Genomic DNA, 19,514 nt, shown 5'->3' on the forward strand with positions numbered 1-19,514 from the left:
AGCTGTGCCGCGTTATTTCCAGCTCTTCTTCAGGTAACGGTTAAGCCGGACAATCGCGATCATCCGGCTTCCGCCATCATGGGCATTGAGGCAGCATTGCGAATGCTGTGTCCTCATGGCTTCCAAAGGAAGGGGAAAACGCATGAATCCGTTTCGCACGTTCCGCATCGATTACGTTTTTTTCTTCAGCTTTGCCGGTTTTATCGCGATCCTCATCACGATTATGATGATTGTCAGCTATCGGTTCTCAGCAGATGAGCAGGCGGACAGCGCCTCCAAGTACCAACAGGCGGTGCTGCAGCAGCTCAACAAACAGCTTACCGACCAGATGAGCGCTGTGGAGCAAACCTCGCTCGCCGTGTCCATCAACTCGCCTCTGGTCAACTATGTAACGATGAAAGGAGATTATTATGAACGCAAGACGGCCAGGGACGAGCTAAACCGGGATTATTTGGCGCCGATGCTGAACAGCTCGCGCTCGATGTTTTCCTTTCAGATTTATATGAGCGATCCGCTTCAGGTCGATCCCAACGCCAACATTCAGTACCTCCCGCTCGCCTCGGCCAGCCGGGAGAGCTGGTATCCGGCCGTCGACAAATCCGATTTTCTCTGGATCGGCCAGCGGGAGGTCGGTTCGCCGCAGGGAAAGCAGCAGGTGATCAGCTTTGTCCGTAAAATCACAACGCTGGACGGTGTGAACCGGGGAATTCTGATTATCAATGTCCGGGTTAAATTTCTGCGGGAAATTCTGACGGAAGACAACTCCTCGGCCAGCCGGCTGCTGCTCGACTCCGGCGGCCGGATGATCATGCACACCCGGATTGCTCCGCCGCCCGGGGAAATCAATGCCATCCTGGAGCGGGTCAGCGGGGACACCGGCCATGCGCATCAGCTGCTGGCCGCCGCCGGCTCACTGCCGGAGAAGAACATGCTTACCGTGTGGTCCCGGACGTCCCCGGGCAGCTGGATGCTGGTGGAGCTTACGCCCTGGAAGGAAATCACCAGCGGGAGTGTCCGCCTGGCGTGGACAATGGCCGTGGTGGGAGCCGCCGCCATTCTGCTGTCCCTATTCTTCACGTTGTTCCTTTCCCGGAATTTCACACGGCCGATCCGGAGGCTGGTTCAGCTGATGCAGGCGTTCAATCCAGGGAAGCGCGGGCAGCCGCTGCCGACGGAATACCGCAACGAATTCGGCAGCCTGTTCAGCGGCTACCGCAAGCTCACCGAGCGGATCGAAACGCTGTATCAGTCGCTGGAGCAGCAGTATAAAGCGCAGCGCGAAGCGGAGATTAAGGCGCTTCAAGCGATGATTAACCCTCATTTTCTCTACAACACCCTGGATCAGCTGAACTGGATGGCGCTTGAAGCCGGCCAGGAGAAGATCAGCCGCGTGCTCGAGCTGATGGGGCAGATGTTTCGCATCGGCCTGTCGGGCGGCGAATCCATGATTCCGATTCAGGAAGAGCTTCTGCATGTTGATTGCTATCTGAGAATCCAACAGTTCAAGTGGGGCGAAGGATTGGAATGGCACATCGATTGCCCGAAGGAAGTACAGCATCTGATGATTCCGAAGCTGACCCTGCAGCCCTTTGTGGAAAATGCCATTATGCATGGTTTTCATGGCAGACGCCAGGGCCAGATCCATCTGACTTGTGCGGTAGAAGACCTAGGCATCCGGATTTGGATTCGGGACGACGGCATCGGGCTGCGTAAAGACTGGAAAACGCGAAAACGCCATCCGACGGGCGGATACGGCATCCGCAACGTCACCGAGCGCATTCAGGTTTTTTTCGGCCCGCCCTTTGGCGTTTCGCTTCGCAACCGTACCGATGCGCCAGGCACCGAAGCGGAGATCTATTGGCCCAAGCTGAATCAGCAGCGCAATCACGAAGGGGGAAGAATACATGTGGACCATCGCAATCGTGGATGACGACCGGCAAGTGCTTGGCGGCATGTCTCGGCTGATCCCTTGGGAGCAGCTCGGAGTAAGGCCCGCCGGGGAGGCCATGGATGGCGAAGAAGGACTGAGGCTGATTGAAGCAAGCCAACCCGACATCGTCATCACGGATATTTATATGCCCGTCATGAACGGCCTCGACATGATCGAACAGCTCCGTAAGCAGCAGTACACCGGCAAAATCATCATTTTGAGCGGGTACTCGGATTTTGACTACGCTCGTAAAGCGCTGCGGTTACAGGTCGACGATTATTTGCCCAAGCCGGCCTCACCGACCACGATCCGCGAGGTGCTGCAGCGCGTCACTCGCGAGCTTGCGAAACGCCGGGCGCTGGAAGACAGGGAGAGGGAGCTTCAAAACCAACTCATGGAGTATGAGCCGTATCTGGAAAGGGAATGGGTCAAATCCGTCCTCACCGGAGGGACTTCCTCCCCGTTGACGGATCCCTCCCGTATGCTGGAGCGGCTCGGGTGGAAGAATGCCCAATTCATGATGCTGGCCTTGGAAATCAAGCGGCAGGGACGCATGGAAGGCATCTCCGTCCGGGATTGGCACCTGTTCCGTTTCGCCGTAGGCAACACGGTGGAGGAGCTGGCCGGGCAGGACGGGCTGCGCAGCTATTTCCTGGAGCTGCATAGTCACCATATGGCACTGCTGCTGTATAAGCCCCTCTCCTGGCCGACGGAAGCGTTCCGCTCGGAAGTTCTGGCGCTGGCAGGGCGAATCATTTCGTCCGTGCATCGATTCCTCAAGGTCAAGCTGCACATCGGCGCCGGTCTTCGCAAGGACGACTGGCTTGCCATCTCCGACTCCACCGAAGAAGCGTTTCAAGCACTCGCCGAGCGTCGCGAACCGGATGTCGCCCTTCCCTGTGTCTACGTATATAACGAAGGCGGCTTCCGGCATACGGCACCCCGGAACGTGCGGCCGGTGCGATTTTTCCAGGAGATGACCGACGCCGTGCGGACCTTTGACGAGCCCAGAGCGCTGCTGGCGCTGGACGACTTCTTCCGCAAGGACAGCGGCGCGGCTCAGCTCCAGCCCGACGAGCTTGCCGCCATCGGAACGCAGCTGTTTGCCATCCTCTCCTTTACCCTGTACGAGTCCGGCATCCGGCTCGACGATGAGATATCCCTTACAGACTTGACCAAAGAACTGGGGCAATTGGAAGATGCCCAGCAGTGGAAGGCATGGATAGCGGAAAAAGTGAACCGAATCTGTTCGCGTTACACGCCGAATGAAAACCTCAAGCATAAGGAAACGGTCGATTATATCATCCAATACATTCATGAGCATTACGCCGAGAACATCCATCTTCAGGATGTGGCCGACCAGGTCTATATCTCCAAAAACTATCTCAGCACCTTATTCCGCCAGTTTACAGGTGAAACCTTTGGCGATTATCTAACCAGGGTGCGAATGGAAAAAGCCAAGAGCATGGTTCTCGAGAAAAAGCTGCTGATCGCCGAAATCGCCGATCGGGTCGGTTATCGGAATGTTCCGTACTTTACCACCCTGTTCAAAAAGCATACCGGACGCAGTCCCACCGAGTTCCACAAAGCCTAAACGGATAGTCCCGTTTACTCCTGGCGACTGAGCATCTCGCCCCCCTTCATTCGATCATCGTAAAATACTGAAATGATTTGTTGATTTGTCCCCTACGAGCAGGACCCTGGACTTGGTACGGTAAAGGAAGAAGATCAGTTACTTAAGGGAGGTTCATTTCCAATGAGAAAATCATGGCACCGTCTCGCCGCCGGCGCTGCGGCTGTGCTGTCACTGTCCCTGGTTCTTTCCGCCTGCAGCGGGATCAAGAAAGAAGAAACCGGATCTGCGGTGTCGGGAGACGGCAAATCCATCAAGCTCCGAATCATGTGGTGGGGCTCTCAGGCCCGGCATGACGCAACTCTGAAAGCGCTTGATCTGTACTCTGAAAAGCACCCGGGTATCACGTTCGAACCGGAGTATCAGTCGTTCGACGGGTATCAAGACAAGCTGTCGACCCAGTCCGCGGGGAAAAACACGCCGGATATTTTCCAAATGGATGCTGCCTGGTTCAACGATTGGGCGTCCAGCGGACGGCTGGACGATCTCTCCTCCATTCCGGCGGACCATATCGATAAGGTGCTGCTCGAGACAGGCACCTACCAGGGCAAGCTGTACGCAATGCCGCTTGGCAACAACGCCTGGGGCATGGTGTACAACAAGACGATGATGGACAGCCTCGGCGTTCAGCCGCCGAAGACATGGGACGAATTTTTCGCCATGGCGCGCGACCTGAAGCCGAAGCTGGCTAAGGACCAATACCTCACGCGGGACCTGACCGCGGATGGCGCATTCTACATGTCGTATCAGCTGAGCATGGGCAAGGGCTTCTCCATGAGCAAGGACGGAAAATTCCATTATGACGAGGCTACCTGGAAGGATTGGATGAACAAATGGGCGGAGCTGCGCAAGGACCAACTCGTAACACCCCCTGACGTGACCGTGTCGGATAAAGCGCAGGACGCGCAAATGGACCTGCTCATCCAGGAAAAGATTCTGCTTCGGGGCGCGCATGCCGCGGAATTCGGCGGAACGGATGCCTTAAAACCCGGCGTCATGGCGTTAACGACCCAGCCGAGGGGAACGCAGGCCGGCGGCTGGCTGAAAGCCTCCATGTACTGGAGCGTCAGCCCCAACAGCCAATATAAAGAAGAAGCGAAGGAGTTCATCGACTGGTTTGTCAACAGCGAGGAAGCCGGAGAAATTTTGGGCACTTCGCGGGGGATTCCGGTCAACAAAACCGTAGCCGATGCACTCCAGCCCAAATTTACGGACGTTGATAAAAGCTCCCTCGGCCTGATCAACGAGGTGTCCAAGGACGGGGCCGCGTTTGACCCCGGCCCCGGGAATAAGGGCGGCTGGGCCAACTTCACGAAGGAATACGATAACATCACGCAGTCAATCATGTTCGGTAAAATCAGCATCGACGAAGGCTGGGACCAGATTGTCAAATTAAGCAAAAGCCTGGAGTAATCCATGCCGTTAAGCTGTTGTTTTTGTTTGGATAGAACCGCCACGCGGAAGCGGTGGCACACCAAAAAGCACCTGAACGTATCGGGTGCTTTTTCTCGCGATCTAATATCATGCATAACATTGAAGTTAACATGGAAGGCAACGGCAAAAAAACGCCGCATTGTCTATTAGACAACGCGGCGCTTTCTATTTTAGGATATCTTATCCCTGTTTCAGAATGCGATACACCAAGCTGTCAAAATCCCCGCGCAGCGGCAGCTCAATCCCGATGTTCATGAGTGCCCTGCCGCTCCATGTACCTTCAAGCCCCTCGATGCCATACGACTGATCGGCTTGCAGTCCGGTAAGCCGCAGTCTCGGCAGCGGTTCGCCCAGCTTCTGGCTGTGCAGGAACGCAAACAGCACGTTGTCGCTGCCGTCTTCGCTGCCGTACTGCACGGCCGTTACGCCTTTATGCCGAAGCGAGTCCAGGCGATACTGGCTGCCGAACTGAACCAGATGGCGAATGGATTTATACTGCGCAACATATTCGGCCGATTCCGCAATCAGCTCATCGCTCCACTCATTCAGGTTGGAGCCGATGCCGAGCGTTCCCATCATGGCGCTGTGGAAGCGGTATTTGAGGGAGACCTGTCTGCGATTCATCCCTGTCGGCGACTCCGTCACCCAGCAGGTCATCATCCGCGGAGCATACGTGTACGAGAAGCCCTCCTGAATGCTGAGGCGATCAAAAGCATCGGTGTTATCACTCGGCCAGGATTGGTCGGCGTATCGGAAGATGCCAAGATCGATGCGTGCTCCGCCGCCGGCGCAGGTTTCAAACGCCACATGCGGGAATTTGCGCCGCAGCTCCGCCCAAATCTCGTACAGGCTCTGAACGTGGCGAATCCAGATCTCCTTCTGGCGGTGAAGCGGATGATCCTTCATGCCGGGTTCGGTTACGGTCCGGTTCATGTCCCATTTAATGAACTTGATGTCATGCTTCTCCAGCAGGTCCGTCATAAACTGCACAATGTAAGCCTTAACCTCCGGCTTCGAAATGTTCAGCAGCAGCTGATTGCGAAGCTCCGAGCGCTCCCGCGTCTCGAAATGGTACACCCAATCCGGGTGCTCCCGGTACAGATCGCTGTCTGGATTAACGGCCTCCGGCTCCACCCAAATGCCGAAATTCATGCCCAGCTCATGCACCCGGTTAATCAGCTCGCCGAGACCGTTCGGGAATTTCTCCCGGTTCACGAACCAATCGCCAAGCCCGGCGCGGTCGTGGTTGCGCCCGCCGAACCACCCGTCGTCCACGACGAACAATTCCACGCCCATGCGCGCAGCTCTTTCGGCCAAAGCCATTTGATCCTTGGCATTGACATCGAAGTATGTTGCCTCCCAAGAGTTATACAAGACCGGTCTCGTTTGGCTGCCCGGCAGCACATCCGAGTATTGATAGCGATGCAGTTGCCGGCTCATCCCGCCAAAGCCGCCGCTGCTGTATCCCCCGACGAAGCTTGGCGTATCGAAGGCTTCTCCCGCTTCCAGCACCCACTGGCTGTCGAAGTCATTGATGCCCCCGGTCACCCGGACATGCTCGAACACCGTCCGCTCGGCCGTGATCTTCCAGTTCCCGCTCCAGGCCAGCGCGCCGAACCAGACCTGCCCCGCCGACTCCGTGGCATGTCCGTCATCCATCGCAAACCACGGATTGGCATGGCTGTCCGTAAAGCCCCTGCGGGATTCCAGCACCTTCTTTCCTTCGGTGAGGAAGGTGCTGCGCAGCTGAAATTCGCCGGACCATTTCCCCGTCACGTGCGTGAGGCGGTAATCCGCCAGATAGGGGATGACCCATGCCGCGGATTGCGTATTTTCCAGCACGATATCCCCCTCGCCGCGGTTGACGATCCGGGCTGAACGTTCGATCAGGTCGCACTCGGGAATCGCCCGGTAGGACAGTTCCACTTCGAGCGGGTACGCTTCGTCCTTCAAGACGATGACTAGCGTCTCCCTGCCTTCCGTCTGCAGCGTGCGGTGCCCGGCATAACGAACCGCCAAGTCGCGCACGCCATCCGGCATGCGGACCTTCAGGCTGGGCTCGCTGTATTTGACGCCGCCCCAGAAGCTGTATTCCTCCACCTCCGAATGGACTTCCGCGTCAAACGAGCTGTGGGATCTCGGCCTCAGCAGCGGCGCAGCGTCTTCGATCGCGACGGACTCCCCCCAGTAGAGATGCTGCAGATTGCCGCTGTCGTTGATGCCGAACAGATAGGAGCTGTTATCGGTTTGTATCGCAAACACGCGAAACTGTTCTTGGTATTGAATGTTCACAGAATATCATCCTTCCGATTCGTGTTGATCTGGTTTATGCCTGCGCAAGAAAAAAAGGAGGAGTCAAAAGACGAAGCATCTTTTGACTCCCCTTGGTCAGATTATTTGCCCCACAGCTCTTGACGTTTGTTGAAGTTGTCCGTATAAATCTTTTCCAGCTTGGCCAGGCCAGCCGCCTCGATCTCGGCCATCATCTGGTTGTAGGACTCCACCACTTGATCCTCGGATGGCGACAGGGCCATCTTCAGGAAATATTTATTGATGGTGTCGTTCACCTTCGTTTCCATGATGGCTTCCGGCGTTCCGCCAGCCGGACCCAGGTTGTCATACGGTGCCGTATCAAACGACGTATCGGCCAGGTTCTTGATCGCCAGATCCGTGACCGGATCGGTCTGGTAACGGCCCATCAGGTCATACGGGGTTCCGTCCTCGCCGGGACCGTTCTTGATCATCCAGGTCCACTTGCGAATGCCCGTCGTACGGGAAGCTTCATCCCAATTCTTCTTGAAGGCGTCCAGCACTTCTTGTCTTGGCACATGCTTGCCGTCCTTCATGTCCCAATGCTCGCCCTCTACTCCCCACATCAGCAGATACTGGCCTTCCTCGCTGGCCAGAAAATCCAGCAGCTTCATCGTACGCACCGGATCCTTGTTGGAGCGGCTGATCGCGACGCCGTCCCAACCAAGAGAGCTCTTCGGTCCGTAAGTGGCCTCTTCAGGCTTCACGCCCGGGGCCAGCACTTTATATTGGTAGAACTGACGCTCGTCCTCGGTAGCCTTATCGGCTGCCTCGGTTTTGAGCAGCGCATTCGCATTTCCCACATTCCAGAGCGCTTCCGCTGTGGCGAACACGTTGCCGTTGCCCAGCTTCTGCTCGAACTGCTTGGTCTTCATCGTTGCCCATTCCTTATCGAGCAGGCCTTTGCGGTACAGGGAGTTCAGAAACTTGACCATTTCGAGATAGCGCGGATCGCGCACGTCCTTCTTCAGCTCCCCGTTCGTTTCGTAATACGGCATCATGCCGTACATGCCCTTGAAGCTGCCGGTCACGGCTCCGACGTTCTCGCCATTGAGCGTCATCGGAATGCTTTCTTTGCCGTCAATCGTTGGATATTTCTCCTTGAACTTGACAAGCAGCTGCTCGAACTCCTCAGCGGTAAACGGCTCGCCGTTGTTCACTTTATCGCCGACGCCCAGCTCCTTCATGATGTCCATGCGCATCATGAAGCCGAACACCGGGTACTGCTCCAAGCCGTACCAGTTGGAGAAATAATAATTGTTGCCGTCCTCGCTTCGGGTTTTGGCAAGCGTGTCGCCGTACATTTTTTTGATATTCGGTCCGTGCTCTTCGATCAGATCATTCAGCGGAATCACCGCGCCAGAGGTAATATACTTGTTCATGATATCGCTTCCACGACTCATCAAAATAACGTCGGGAAGATCGCCGCTGGCCAGCATCAGATTCAGCTTCTCGACCGGATTGCCCGTAGGCTGCTGGATCTCGACGGTGACGCCTGTCTTTTCCGTTATCACTTTAGCGACCGGATTCGTAAAGGCATCCCCCGTGTTTTGGTCAAACCAGGTTAACGTGATCGGAGCATTGCTGTCCGTCTCCGTGCCGCTGTCTCCGCCCGATGCCGCCTTCTGGTTGCCGCCGCAAGCCGAAAGCGTTGTCATAACGAGCGCTGCTGCCAGAATCAATTTTAGTTTCTTCATTCCCTGAACCCCTTTCTAAGGTCGTCATATTCATGTGCTCGAATATATCTATCATTGTAAAAATCGGGAGTTCATTGATCTATAACGCAATCTTACAATCCATGATGCAAAATGTCTTTCATTCAGGGTAACGCCTGCTGCGGGTCCCGTTCGTTTGCAGGATGCCTATCGGAGATTACAGGTATCCGAATGGTCACCGCGGTTCCGATGCCGAGCCGGCTGAAGATGCTGACGCCATATTCTTCCCCGTAGGTCAGTTTGATCCGGTCATCCACATTCTTCACGCCGTAGCCCGACAGATTATCCGATTTGTTCAGCGCGTGATCGAGCTGTTCGGGCTTCATCCCGATACCGTCGTCGATGACCTGGAGCAAGATATCGTCCCCCTCCTGCCTGAGCTTCACGTTAATGTTGATTCCCGATTCGTCCCCTATGGCATGATTGATGCAGTTCTCGATGAAGGGCTGCAGAATCAGCTTGATCGTTGTGTTCCCGAACAGCTGCTCATCCAGGTCGTAATGCATATGAAGCTTGTCCCGGAACCGGATCTTCTGGATCGCGACATAATTCTTCACCAGATTGATTTCCTGCTCCAGCAGAATGATGCGTTTTCCTTTGTTCAGCGACACCCGGTAATACTTGGCCAAATAATTGACCATCTGGTACACCTGCATAGCCCCTTCTTTGATTGCCAGAGAAGAGATCGAGGACAAGGTGTTGTATAGAAAATGGGGGTTGATCTGGGCCTGGAGCGTATTCAGCTCCGACTCCTTCCTTGCAATCTCCTTCACGTATACGTCATGGATCAGGGATTGTATCGTCGAGGCCATCTTATTGAACGCAAAAGACACCTGACCGATCTCGTCATGCCCCATCGGCTTAATCGACAGCCGGAAATCCCCACGCTCCACCTTCCGGATCTGCTGCAGCAGCACCTCGATGCGCTTGGTCATGACCTTGGTCGTAAAATAAAGCAGCAGGATGGCCATGCCAATCGCCAGTACGGAGAACCAGATGACATTCTTGGTCGCCTGATTCGCATTGGCCAGCAGCTCGTCGTAGGGCACGGTGATGACGGTGGACCAGCCGTTACTGAGCTTTTTATACGTAAAAAAACGCTCCTGCCCGTTAATCCTCATATCGAATGAGCCTGCATCCTGGGTCATCCGCTCCTGAATCGGGAACACGTCGAACAGCTGGTTCGATTGGAGGTTCTGATCCCCCGTGCTGATCACGCCGCCAGATTCGTCGATAATATAGACGCTTTTGTTGTCGTTTTCCATTTTGATCAGGGAGTAGAATTCGTTTGCGTTAATGTCCATAGTCAAAATCCCGTACGGATGCTGCAGGCTGAAATAGCTTAATGAACGGGCAATGGTGATATGTGCATCATTGGCCCTGAAATCCTCGGAATGAAAGTACACCGTACTGCCGGCGGCATCCAGCACCTGTTCCTCCATCGCCGAAGGCATCTCTTCCGTATATTTGACGTATTGGCCGTCGGAATAAAGCGTATGGTTCCCCGTATAAATCGTAATGCCCAAGATGTTGGCATTCAGGGTCATCAGAGACGGCAGCGTCCGGTTGATATATTGGAAAGCATCCAAATAATAATACGCCTGCTCATAGTCGGTAGACAGATAATTGCGGAGCTGCGCATCCATGTAAAGGATGTTCGACAGCTGATTGTAGTACTCCAGCCGTTTCTCCACGTTGGTGTTAATCTGTGCCAGCGATCCGCCCAAGGCCGTATAGGTATGCTCCGTAATCGTGCTACGCGTCGAAGAATACGAATAATAGATCAGCAGCGAGAACGGCAGGATGATGACGATCAGAAAGATGAAAAAGAACTTGTGCCGGAGCCGCCAGTTGGTGTATGCGCGTAAGTGCGCGAACGGGAAAGCCCCTGCCAGACGGCTCCACGGGCCGGACGGGCTAGATGTTTTTGCGGTATTCATTCGGCGTAACTCCTTGGCTTTTTAAGAATAAGGAAATGAAGTAGGATGTGCTCTCATAACCGACCCTTTGGGCGATGTCCTGCACTTTGAGCGAATCGTCGGCGAGCAGCTCCTTGGCTTTGTTCAGCCGGATTTTGGTTAGGTAATCATGGATCGTCATGCCGGTTTTCTCCTTAAAGATGGAACGAAGGTAGTTGGGAGACAGATATACCTGATCGGACAAGCTGTTGATTGTGATGGCCTGGTGATAGGTCTGGTCGATCGTCGTGCGCACCTGGTGCACCAGCCTGGCATTTTTGTCCATGAACCGGTGTTCCAGCGTCCGAATCGCATGCCCGGCGTAATCCATGATGATCGCTTCGATTTCAATCATGGTTCGGCACTGATAGATGGATTGGTAAAGCTCCGCCCGCTTGTGGCTCTCCGTGATCGGCTCGTGGATCCCCTCCAGCAGACGCTCCACCAGTCCGATGGCAAAATCGCACACTTCGGTTTTTCGGATCCGCAGCATCACCAGCCGGTTGAAATAATCCCGCAGCTTCTGCGCGGCCTGCTCGGATGCCAGCTGATGAATGTCCTCGAAATAGGCCGTCTCTTGGAAAGGAGGAATTTGCCGGCTCTCCAGCTGCCGCAACACGTCCTTGGCATAGATGACTCTCCCGTTCCCGACGTAAAACATCTCCTCCAGCATCAGCCGCGTCTCCCGGTATAAATCCTGAATGCGGAACAGCTCTTCCGGTTCCTCGTTCACGGCCGCGGTCATCGTAAAGCCCAGCGCATCCTGCATCTGCTTCAGTAGATCCTCCCACGTAAAACGGCTCAGATGACTGGCAGCATCCATGAAGATGCCCAGCTCGCCTTCCCGGCAGATGACCAGATCCGCCTCCAGCTTCTTGTCCGCAAGCCACTCCTCCATATGTGTCTGCAGGCGCGCCATGCCATCCTCGAGGGACAGCCCCGGCTGTGCAGCGTGCGGAGCATCGAGGCCGAGCAGCGTAAGGGTATACGTTCTCGGCTCCGTATGGCGGGACAGCTTATGGTAGCTGGCAGCGAGGTTTCGGAATCGCTCCTCGTTCTGCTCGAACATCATCTCTCGTACGATATTGGATTTGGTCACGCGAATGGAGCGGTTCTTCATCCGCACTTCCTCGCAGCGCCGCTTGACTTTATCGATAACGCTTACAATTTCGCTCAGATCCAGCGGCTTCAATAAATAGCCGACGGCTCCCACGTTTAAGGCTGATTTCACATAATTGAATTCATCGTGTCCGGTCAGGAAGACGAACTGAATCCAGTCGAATAACTCACTCACCCGCTTCGCCATATCGAGCCCGTTCATGACGGGCATCTGGACGTCCGTCAATACGATATCGGGCTGAATCACCTCGATCTTCTCCAGGGCATCCCTGCCGTTCAGGGCTGTTCCGGCCACGTATATCCCCATCTCTTCCCAACGAATATAATCTCGGATCATCTCTAGCTCTAGCTCTTCGTCATCTACGAGAAAAATGCTATACATGCTCATACCCCCTGTGTCGGCTTTATCCCTTAATATTATAGCGATTTCGTTATTTTAACTATGGGAACAAACAATGTAAGTTATTTTCAAGCATCTTTCGTTACATTGTCATATCGACACTCATTTTTTCGGAGTCTTATAATTTGAGTTAACTTGAGATGCGAGGTGCCCCATATGAAACCTGCTACAACCTTACAGACGCGGAGTGACTTGAGCTTGAGTCCTCATCGAAAAAGCCGCTGGGCCATGCTGAAGCAGCAGAAGTATTTATTCCTGATGATGCTGCCCGGACTGATCTGGGCCATTGTGTTTGCGTATACGCCCATGGTTGGTCTATACATGTCCTTCGTCAATTACCAGCCGACGCTCGGCGGCTTCTGGTCGACCCTGTTTTCGAGCGAGTTCGTCGGCCTGGAGTGGTTCCGTTACTTCTTCAACAACGGCGACTTCTGGATCGTCATGCGAAATACGCTGGCCTCCACGCTGATCACGCTGCTCTTCTCCTTTCCGATGCCGATCCTGATCGCCATCGCAATTAATGAGATCAAGAATGTGAAGTTCAAAAAGACGGTGCAAACCGCCTCCTATCTTCCCTATTTCATATCCTGGGTTATCGCGGCCAACATCATCGTGACCCTGCTCTCCTCGGACGGCGCGATTAACGGCATGTTGAAATTCCTCCATATTACCGATGAAAGCGTTTTATTCCTGCAGAACGGCAAGTACTTCTGGTGGATCGTCGCGCTTGGCAATACGTGGAAGGATATGGGCTACAGCTCGATCATGTATTTGGCGGCCATTTCGTCGATCAACCAGGAGCTCTATGAAGCGGCCAAGGTCGACGGCGCCAACCGTTTTAAGCAGATCCGTTACATCACTCTGCCCCACCTGAAGCCAACCATTGTCATTCTGCTGATCCTGGCGCTTGGCGGCATCCTGAACGCGGGCTTCGACCAGCATTTCCTGCTCGGCAACGACCTGACGCGGGATTACTCCGACGTCCTGTCCACCTATTCGTTCCGCTACGGTATCCAGAACGGCATGTTCTCCTATGCGGCTGCCGTCGGCATGTTCAGCTCCGTGGTCGCGTTCATCATCGTAGTCATCGTCAATTATACGGCGAAGAAGCTGAACGGGCAGTCCCTATTCTAAACCATAAGGAGGTACATCCATGTTAAGCAAAAAAACCGTGCCCGAGCGTATCTTCGATGCCTCTTTATACCTGTTCCTGGCCGGCATCTTTCTCGTGACCTTCTATCCGTTCTGGAACATCCTGGTCATCTCCTTGAACGATGCAACCGATACGATGCGGGGCAACCTGTACTTCTGGCCGCGCGTGCCAACCATCGAGAGCTACCTGACCATCTTCCGGAACCCGGAAATCTGGAGCGCCATTAAGATTACCGTGCTGCGTACTATCGTCGGGACCGCAGTATCCATCTTCTTCATCACGCTGCTCGCCTATCCGCTCAGCAAGCGCAATCTCTTTGGATGGAAATACTTCTCCTTCTTCTTTGTGTTCACGATGTATTTCGGCGGCGGACTGATCCCGACGTATATGATCATCAAATCCCTGGGGCTGATCGACTCCTTCTGGGTTTACATCTTCCCTGGCTTAATCGGCATATTCCTGATGATTCTGGTGCGCACCTTCATGGAGCAGATCCCCGGCGAGATCGAGGAATCCTCCAAAATCGACGGCGCGAACGACCTGCAGACGTTCTTCCGCATCATCATGCCGCTGTGCGTGCCGGTGCTCGCCACGATCGGCCTGTTCCTGGCCATCGGCCACTGGAACTCCTGGTATGACTCCTATGTGTATACCTACAAGCCGGAACTGAAGACCCTGCAGGCCGTCCTCGTCAAAATCCTCAACCAGTTCCAAACCGCCGGCATGATGTCCGACGCCCAGCAGCTGGCGCAGGGCTCCAAGCGGATCCCCGTCTCCAGCGAGAGCATCCGAATGGCGGTGACCATGGTCGCCACGCTGCCGATCATTATGGTGTATCCGTTTGTACAACGGTATTTTGTGAAGGGGATTATGATGGGGGCTATAAAGAGTTAGATTTTTGTTGGGAAATGAAGAGGGCCCTTACCCGGGAGGGTAAAGGCTCGGTTTGAGTTAATGGGATAAATCTTGTGTAAATTTCTTAGAAAGACTCTACCACAGATTAGAAAAATGATAACTCAGAAGAAATTATAAAGCGAGTGTGATCCCTCAAGTTCCCTAGTAAATATCTCCATTTCACGGTATACTAAACATGTCACAATTTGTAAGTATTATGAGAACTTTAATGAGTCTTGAGGGGGATTTACTGCTTGGATCAATTCACTAATTACTTTTTTGACAATGTAGGGAACTTAATTTCGAGCTTAATTTTTTGCATCTTAGGGGTTGTACTAAGTTTAATCTTTACTCCCAAAAAGAAAGAAGGCAGCTTAATACAGAACCATACTTCATTTCAGCAAATTCTTATTATCGTTCAGCAAGTCTTTGTTATCAACGAAAATTCTGCACAAAACAATAATTCTAATCAGCAAAAAAATACCACAATTTCAAATACAAACGGAGATAATTCCTTTATATGGATATTAGCTATTATTGGGTTAACATTATATACAAGATATCATAGTGATCTAATCAACTGGCTTATATTGTTTGCAATAGCAAGTTTCCTAAGCATTTGTACTATAACCCTAAAATTGTATCGTGATAATCAATATGACAAATTAAATCAAGGATGGACAGGCCTAATATTTTTATTGATAATTTCAGACCTTTTAACTGCATGGCTTATGAAATCTCAAGATTTAGCAGCTGATAATATTACTCTACTATTCAAAGTGGCATACTACGCACTTGGACTTTTTATAATGATTATTCCCAATATTTTTATGCTTTTGTTACTTATACATTTGTTTTCAGTAAACTCATACATTTCTAAAGGTGGTAAAATTTCAGCCTTTTTCATAAGACATACTGCTATGTTTGTTAAAGCACCCAAAAGTACTTCAGCAATTATCGTTGTTTTTTGTATCCTTTCTATTTTTCTTTCTTCCGGAGTAGCATATGATCTTATTTTACACTATAACGAAAAGAGTTTAGAAGGATTTTTAGAAAAAGTTCAATAACGATTATGTATATTGTATTACTTTCAAGTAAAGATTATAAGACACTAAATCACTGCAAAAAGAGCTTCGGTTGGTATCATCAGTCGAAGCTCTTTTATTGAACATTTTATTCCTTAAAGTTAGTGTTACTTACTCCTAATGACTACAAGTTTATATAACCTACAGGCAATTCACCATTCTTATATATTTAACAAGTTTATTTAAACCATTAAGTAGATCATCAATCATTGTAGGATCGGGATGCGGCACAATGCTTTGCTTTAGTAAATGTTTAACTTCGAAGTTGTTATATACAAATCTTGCTAGTTCATCTTTTTGTTTTACTGAACCACTCTCAGTAGATATGCCGTGAAGGCCACGATTTTCAAGTATTTTTCCTGCACCTTCAGTAGCGGAATATACATTCCAGTCCGTTACAGACGCAGTACCCTGTATTTTAGATGCATGATGTTTTTCTCTATTTGAATAAAAGGATTTCAGTAAATCAGGATGAGCATAATTTTCAAGTTCTCTACCAGCAAGAACCCAAAAATTAGGGATTTCGTTGTATAGACTCTCTATATTCTCCTCTTCCAAAGTCTTATTTTTTAATAAGGCATGGGTTTTATTCTGTCTGTTCAACTCAGTTGCAATTCTTATAAATCTTTGGTACTTTTTTGATGTTTTTTTAACACTGTCAGAATCAATCATAACAAAAGGATTAGGATTTACTTTTAGTACTTTTAAAAGGGTGTCTTCTTCAATATCTTGTAGAGAGTACACATCTTCTCCAAAGGAGTAATGGGAAATTGTACTACCACCAGTCATAAGCAATGAGTAATGAAGTCCCTCAAGTAAATACGTATCTAATTTTCCTTCAGCAATCATGTATTCACAATAAGCCTTTATCCATGCTCTTAGCCAGAAGACTTCAGATGGACCCTCCACCCAAATAATGCTATTACTTAATAAAACATCTCCGGGTAGCACTCCTAATTCATTACAAACTTCTCTTGCAATCTTTGCTCCTGAAGAATCCATTTCTAAGTGCCTGAAGAACCCAATATAGGAGCATACTCCAAGGTTTTTTTGAGAACGATATAAGTAATCATCTTCAGTAGCTGTTTCAATTGCAATAGGGGAATGAGTAGAAACAATAAATTGGGCATTTCCAATTTTTTTTATTATCTTCATAACTTCTCTTACAAGTCCTGGTTGTAGATGACTTTCAATTTCATCTATAATTATTAGTTTCTTATCATTTCGAACTAGTTCCATTAATAGAATATACAACATAGTGTAGCCAGTTCCGACTTCTCTAGACGATAGCTCCAAATTCCCTTCAAAAGTAAAAATCAGTTCCTTTTGGTTTACATTCGCTGAAACTGCTACAGGTGAATCTAAATGAAGCTGTTTTTCGATATATTCCTGTACTTTTCCTTTAGCAATCCTTTTTTCAGAGGGATGCTCTTTTTCATTTAGCCAATTTACAAGCTCAAGACCACTTACTGTTAGGGTGTCTTCCCCAGCACGATCAAACGCTCTAATAGGATCAAACACAAGCACATTTTCTTGAAAAGCTTTATATAAGGTATTGCATATTTTCAATACTTCTTCGTCTTTAACGTTATATTTTGTTAAAAACTCTGAGTTAAACTGTACATCAAGTATTTGTTTATTATTAAAACAATTATGAGACTGTACTCCACTTATAGATAAACAGACGTTCCCTAAATATTGTTTATTACACTTGTGAACTTGTATTACCATATCAATTTCATCGAATCCAGCTATTTTATTTAAATTTGGATCGTTATACTGAATCAACATTTTTTTGTCAATTGTAAATTCCATTTTAATAGGTTTGCTAGTATCTAAGTTATAAAAGTCATTATCTGTTATTTTTTCTGCCAAAAATCTCATTGTATTATTTTGCACGCCATTAATACTATATTGAAACACTCGAATTAAGCGAGACAATAGAGATTTTCCAGAGTTGTTAGGTCCAATAATAAATGTTGCATGATTTATCTTGGCTAATAGAATTTCTTGACGATCCTTCAAGCCTCTAAAATGTTCAACGGTAATCCTTCTGATAAAATATGACATTAGTTAACATCCCACCAACGATGAATTGTATCCTGAACATTATAGTTAATAAGTCTCTTTTTCCAAACTGAACTAAACTTAACATCACTCGAATTTGGTTCAGGGATAGGCGGAGTAATGATAACCTTAGTTGGGATGGTTACACATTCTCCTGCAATTAAACACTCTCCATTTTGGAAAAAAGGGATCATGTTTGATAACGAGTTTAAATGATCAGGGAGCACTCGATTGATGAAAGTTTGATCATTCGGATTCGTGACTCTCATAACTAAAAAATTCGAACACTGCGATATAATTGTTTCACATAAATCAGATGGTCTCTGGCTTACTATTAACTGATTAATTCCATATTTACGTCCTTCTTTTGCAATCCTAGATAAATATTTTTTAGGAAGTCTTGTAGTAGATGTGGTTTCTTTTGGTATGTAATTATGTGCCTCTTCAAACACTAGATATAGTGGAAGTTTTTTGGGATTGGGATCCCATAACTTGTATTCAAAACATAAACGAGATACAACTCCAATAATTATTGGCAATACTTCTGAAGGGAGAGTTGATAAATCAATTATTGTAAGTTGAGTTGACCTAACACCAGTGGAAACTGACAATAAACTTTCCATAAATGAATAAAACGAAGTTGAGTCATTTTTATCTTTTGAAAATAGAAATTGATATCTTCTATCTGAAAACACACTTTGTAATTTCTCAATGACTTGATCTAATTCACCATAATAATTTTTGTCCTGATGAACCTTATCATTTTTACCATTTCTATCAATGTTAGTATTCCCTGAACTTGGTAAATACTCACCTGTTTCATTATTTATAGCTGGTGCGTTATCCGAGTTCCAAATAGTTCTCTTATTTAACTTAATCAACTTGGGCAATAAATCTTCGAAGGAGTAATAAAGCGGTGCGTTAATATTAGCTTTAGAAATTTCTCCAACGGTATCTATTATCATTTCATGCTCTTGTTCTTTAATTGATACGATCATCTCCTTAAGGATACGAATTCCGTTGCTATTTTTAAAGGGATCAACTTCACCAAGAAATATAGATTGAAATTCATCAAAGTTTAATAACCAATAAGGAATATTTAGATCATTTGCATTTATTTTATTTACTTTATAACTTCCTCGTTTGTCAGGAAAAGCAGTGTCATATTCATCATGTGGATCAAAAAATACAATATGACTATATCGGTGAGTTTTTAAGACATTTTGCATAATACTTGCAACTGTAGATGATTTACCAGAGCCTGTAGAGCCTAAAATTACAGAATGTTTACCTAAAAATTTATCAATATGAATAGATACTTCCTCATCTTGAACTCCAGATGCTCTGCCGATTGCAATCCCAGTACCCTCGTCCAAAGAAAAAAGTTGCTTTTTTTCTTCTGGAGTCAATAAATAACATTTTGCATTAAATTTAGGATAATGCCCAGCACCACGCATAAATTTAAGCATATTCTTTTCTTTTAAATCTTGGTATCCGATTACCTTTGCAATTGCAATCGCCTTATTTTTAAATTCTACATTTATTTGATTATTATGTGGATCTTGTTCAAATGTAGAAACAAGTTTTATTTCTTCAAAAATACCGAAATGCATTACTTGATGAGTTGATGGTCCACCTAAAAGAAATATATCCCCGACTGTCCCAACATTCAGTTTGATATTTTCTCCAATTTCTATAACCTTCTCCTGCTCTAAATTATCAGTTAACACAGATTGATAGATTTCAATTGTTACACTCATCCCCGTAATTGAAGTTATTTGACCAAAGGGATGTTCTTTCATTAGAATATCCATAC

General features: G+C 48.9%; 12 protein-coding genes. 6 read left to right on the plus strand and 6 right to left on the minus strand.

The annotated features are described in order from the left end of the window. Positions 1-142 precede the first annotated feature (142 nt). The 3 genes from PAEVO_RS15280 (at position 143) to PAEVO_RS15290 (ending at position 4,976) form a co-directional block, all read left to right on the plus strand. A complete protein-coding gene (locus PAEVO_RS15280; RefSeq protein WP_100538305.1) occupies positions 143-1,930 on the plus strand; it encodes a cache domain-containing sensor histidine kinase in 1,788 nt (595 codons plus the stop codon). Continuing rightward, a complete protein-coding gene (locus PAEVO_RS15285) occupies positions 1,905-3,524 on the plus strand; it encodes a response regulator transcription factor (RefSeq protein WP_100538306.1) in 1,620 nt (539 codons plus the stop codon). The genes PAEVO_RS15280 and PAEVO_RS15285 overlap by 26 nt, the downstream gene beginning before the upstream one ends. Positions 3,525-3,686: 162 nt before the next feature. Next, complete coding sequence (locus PAEVO_RS15290; protein ID WP_100538307.1) at positions 3,687-4,976, plus strand: ABC transporter substrate-binding protein; 1,290 nt, start codon at positions 3,687-3,689, stop codon at positions 4,974-4,976. A 201-nt stretch (positions 4,977-5,177) separates the two neighbouring features. On the opposite strand, the gene PAEVO_RS15295 is transcribed toward PAEVO_RS15290, so the two are convergent. The 4 genes from PAEVO_RS15295 to PAEVO_RS15310 form a co-directional block, all read right to left on the minus strand. Further along, positions 5,178-7,289: an alpha-galactosidase gene (locus PAEVO_RS15295; RefSeq protein ID WP_100538308.1), complete on the minus strand. Its 2,112-nt coding sequence runs from the start codon at positions 7,287-7,289 to the stop codon at positions 5,178-5,180. Positions 7,290-7,390: 101 nt separating this feature from the next. Continuing rightward, a complete protein-coding gene (locus PAEVO_RS15300; RefSeq protein ID WP_100538309.1) occupies positions 7,391-9,004 on the minus strand; it encodes an ABC transporter substrate-binding protein in 1,614 nt (537 codons plus the stop codon). A 122-nt stretch (positions 9,005-9,126) separates the two neighbouring features. Then, entirely contained in the window at positions 9,127-10,962 is a 1,836-nt protein-coding gene (locus PAEVO_RS15305; protein WP_100538310.1) for a sensor histidine kinase, read from the minus strand. Beyond that, positions 10,940-12,481, minus strand: a complete 1,542-nt coding sequence (locus PAEVO_RS15310) for a response regulator (protein ID WP_100538311.1) — start codon at positions 12,479-12,481, stop codon at positions 10,940-10,942. Before PAEVO_RS15310 ends, PAEVO_RS15305 begins: the two co-directional genes overlap by 23 nt. A gap of 174 nt (positions 12,482-12,655) precedes the next feature. On the opposite strand from PAEVO_RS15310, the gene PAEVO_RS15315 reads away from it, so the two are divergent. From PAEVO_RS15315 to PAEVO_RS15325, 3 genes are all read left to right on the plus strand, one after another. Then, a complete protein-coding gene (locus tag PAEVO_RS15315) occupies positions 12,656-13,633 on the plus strand; it encodes an ABC transporter permease (protein WP_100538312.1) in 978 nt (325 codons plus the stop codon). 19 nt (positions 13,634-13,652) lie between these two features. Beyond that, a complete protein-coding gene (locus tag PAEVO_RS15320; RefSeq protein WP_100538313.1) occupies positions 13,653-14,546 on the plus strand; it encodes a carbohydrate ABC transporter permease in 894 nt (297 codons plus the stop codon). 254 nt (positions 14,547-14,800) lie between these two features. Further along, positions 14,801-15,613: a hypothetical protein gene (locus PAEVO_RS15325; RefSeq protein WP_100538314.1), complete on the plus strand. Its 813-nt coding sequence runs from the start codon at positions 14,801-14,803 to the stop codon at positions 15,611-15,613. A 159-nt stretch (positions 15,614-15,772) separates the two neighbouring features. On the opposite strand, the gene PAEVO_RS15330 is transcribed toward PAEVO_RS15325, so the two are convergent. Both PAEVO_RS15330 and PAEVO_RS15335 read right to left on the minus strand, forming a co-directional pair. Beyond that, the gene (locus PAEVO_RS15330) at positions 15,773-17,701 is read right to left on the minus strand and encodes an ATP-dependent nuclease (protein WP_100538315.1); all 1,929 of its coding nucleotides are present in this window, start codon (positions 17,699-17,701) and stop codon (positions 15,773-15,775) included. Continuing rightward, on the minus strand, positions 17,701-19,512 hold the full coding sequence (locus PAEVO_RS15335) for an ATP-binding protein (RefSeq protein ID WP_100538316.1): 1,812 nt from the start codon (positions 19,510-19,512) through the stop codon (positions 17,701-17,703). Before PAEVO_RS15335 ends, PAEVO_RS15330 begins: the two co-directional genes overlap by 1 nt. Positions 19,513-19,514: the final 2 nt, after the last annotated feature.

This window comes from Paenibacillus sp. GM2FR (genome assembly GCF_002803325.1).
Classification (GTDB): Bacteria; Bacillota; Bacilli; order Paenibacillales; family Paenibacillaceae; genus Paenibacillus_AQ; species Paenibacillus_AQ lautus.

Bases quoted from the DNA above. Each gene is read 5' to 3' on its own strand.
- PAEVO_RS15300 (WP_100538309.1), bottom strand. From the start codon at position 9,004: ATGAAGAAACTAAAATTGATTCTGGCAGCAGCGCTCGTTATGACAACG.
- PAEVO_RS15320 (WP_100538313.1), top strand. From the start codon at position 13,653: ATGTTAAGCAAAAAAACCGTGCCCGAGCGTATCTTCGATGCCTCTTTA.
- PAEVO_RS15315 (WP_100538312.1), top strand. From the start codon at position 12,656: ATGAAACCTGCTACAACCTTACAGACGCGGAGTGACTTGAGCTTGAGT.
- PAEVO_RS15285 (WP_100538306.1), top strand. From the start codon at position 1,905: ATGTGGACCATCGCAATCGTGGATGACGACCGGCAAGTGCTTGGCGGC.
- PAEVO_RS15330 (WP_100538315.1), bottom strand. From the start codon at position 17,701: ATGTCATATTTTATCAGAAGGATTACCGTTGAACATTTTAGAGGCTTG.
- PAEVO_RS15305 (WP_100538310.1), bottom strand. From the start codon at position 10,962: ATGAATACCGCAAAAACATCTAGCCCGTCCGGCCCGTGGAGCCGTCTG.
- PAEVO_RS15310 (WP_100538311.1), bottom strand. From the start codon at position 12,481: ATGTATAGCATTTTTCTCGTAGATGACGAAGAGCTAGAGCTAGAGATG.
- PAEVO_RS15280 (WP_100538305.1), top strand. From the start codon at position 143: ATGAATCCGTTTCGCACGTTCCGCATCGATTACGTTTTTTTCTTCAGC.
- PAEVO_RS15335 (WP_100538316.1), bottom strand. From the start codon at position 19,512: ATGGATATTCTAATGAAAGAACATCCCTTTGGTCAAATAACTTCAATT.
- PAEVO_RS15290 (WP_100538307.1), top strand. From the start codon at position 3,687: ATGAGAAAATCATGGCACCGTCTCGCCGCCGGCGCTGCGGCTGTGCTG.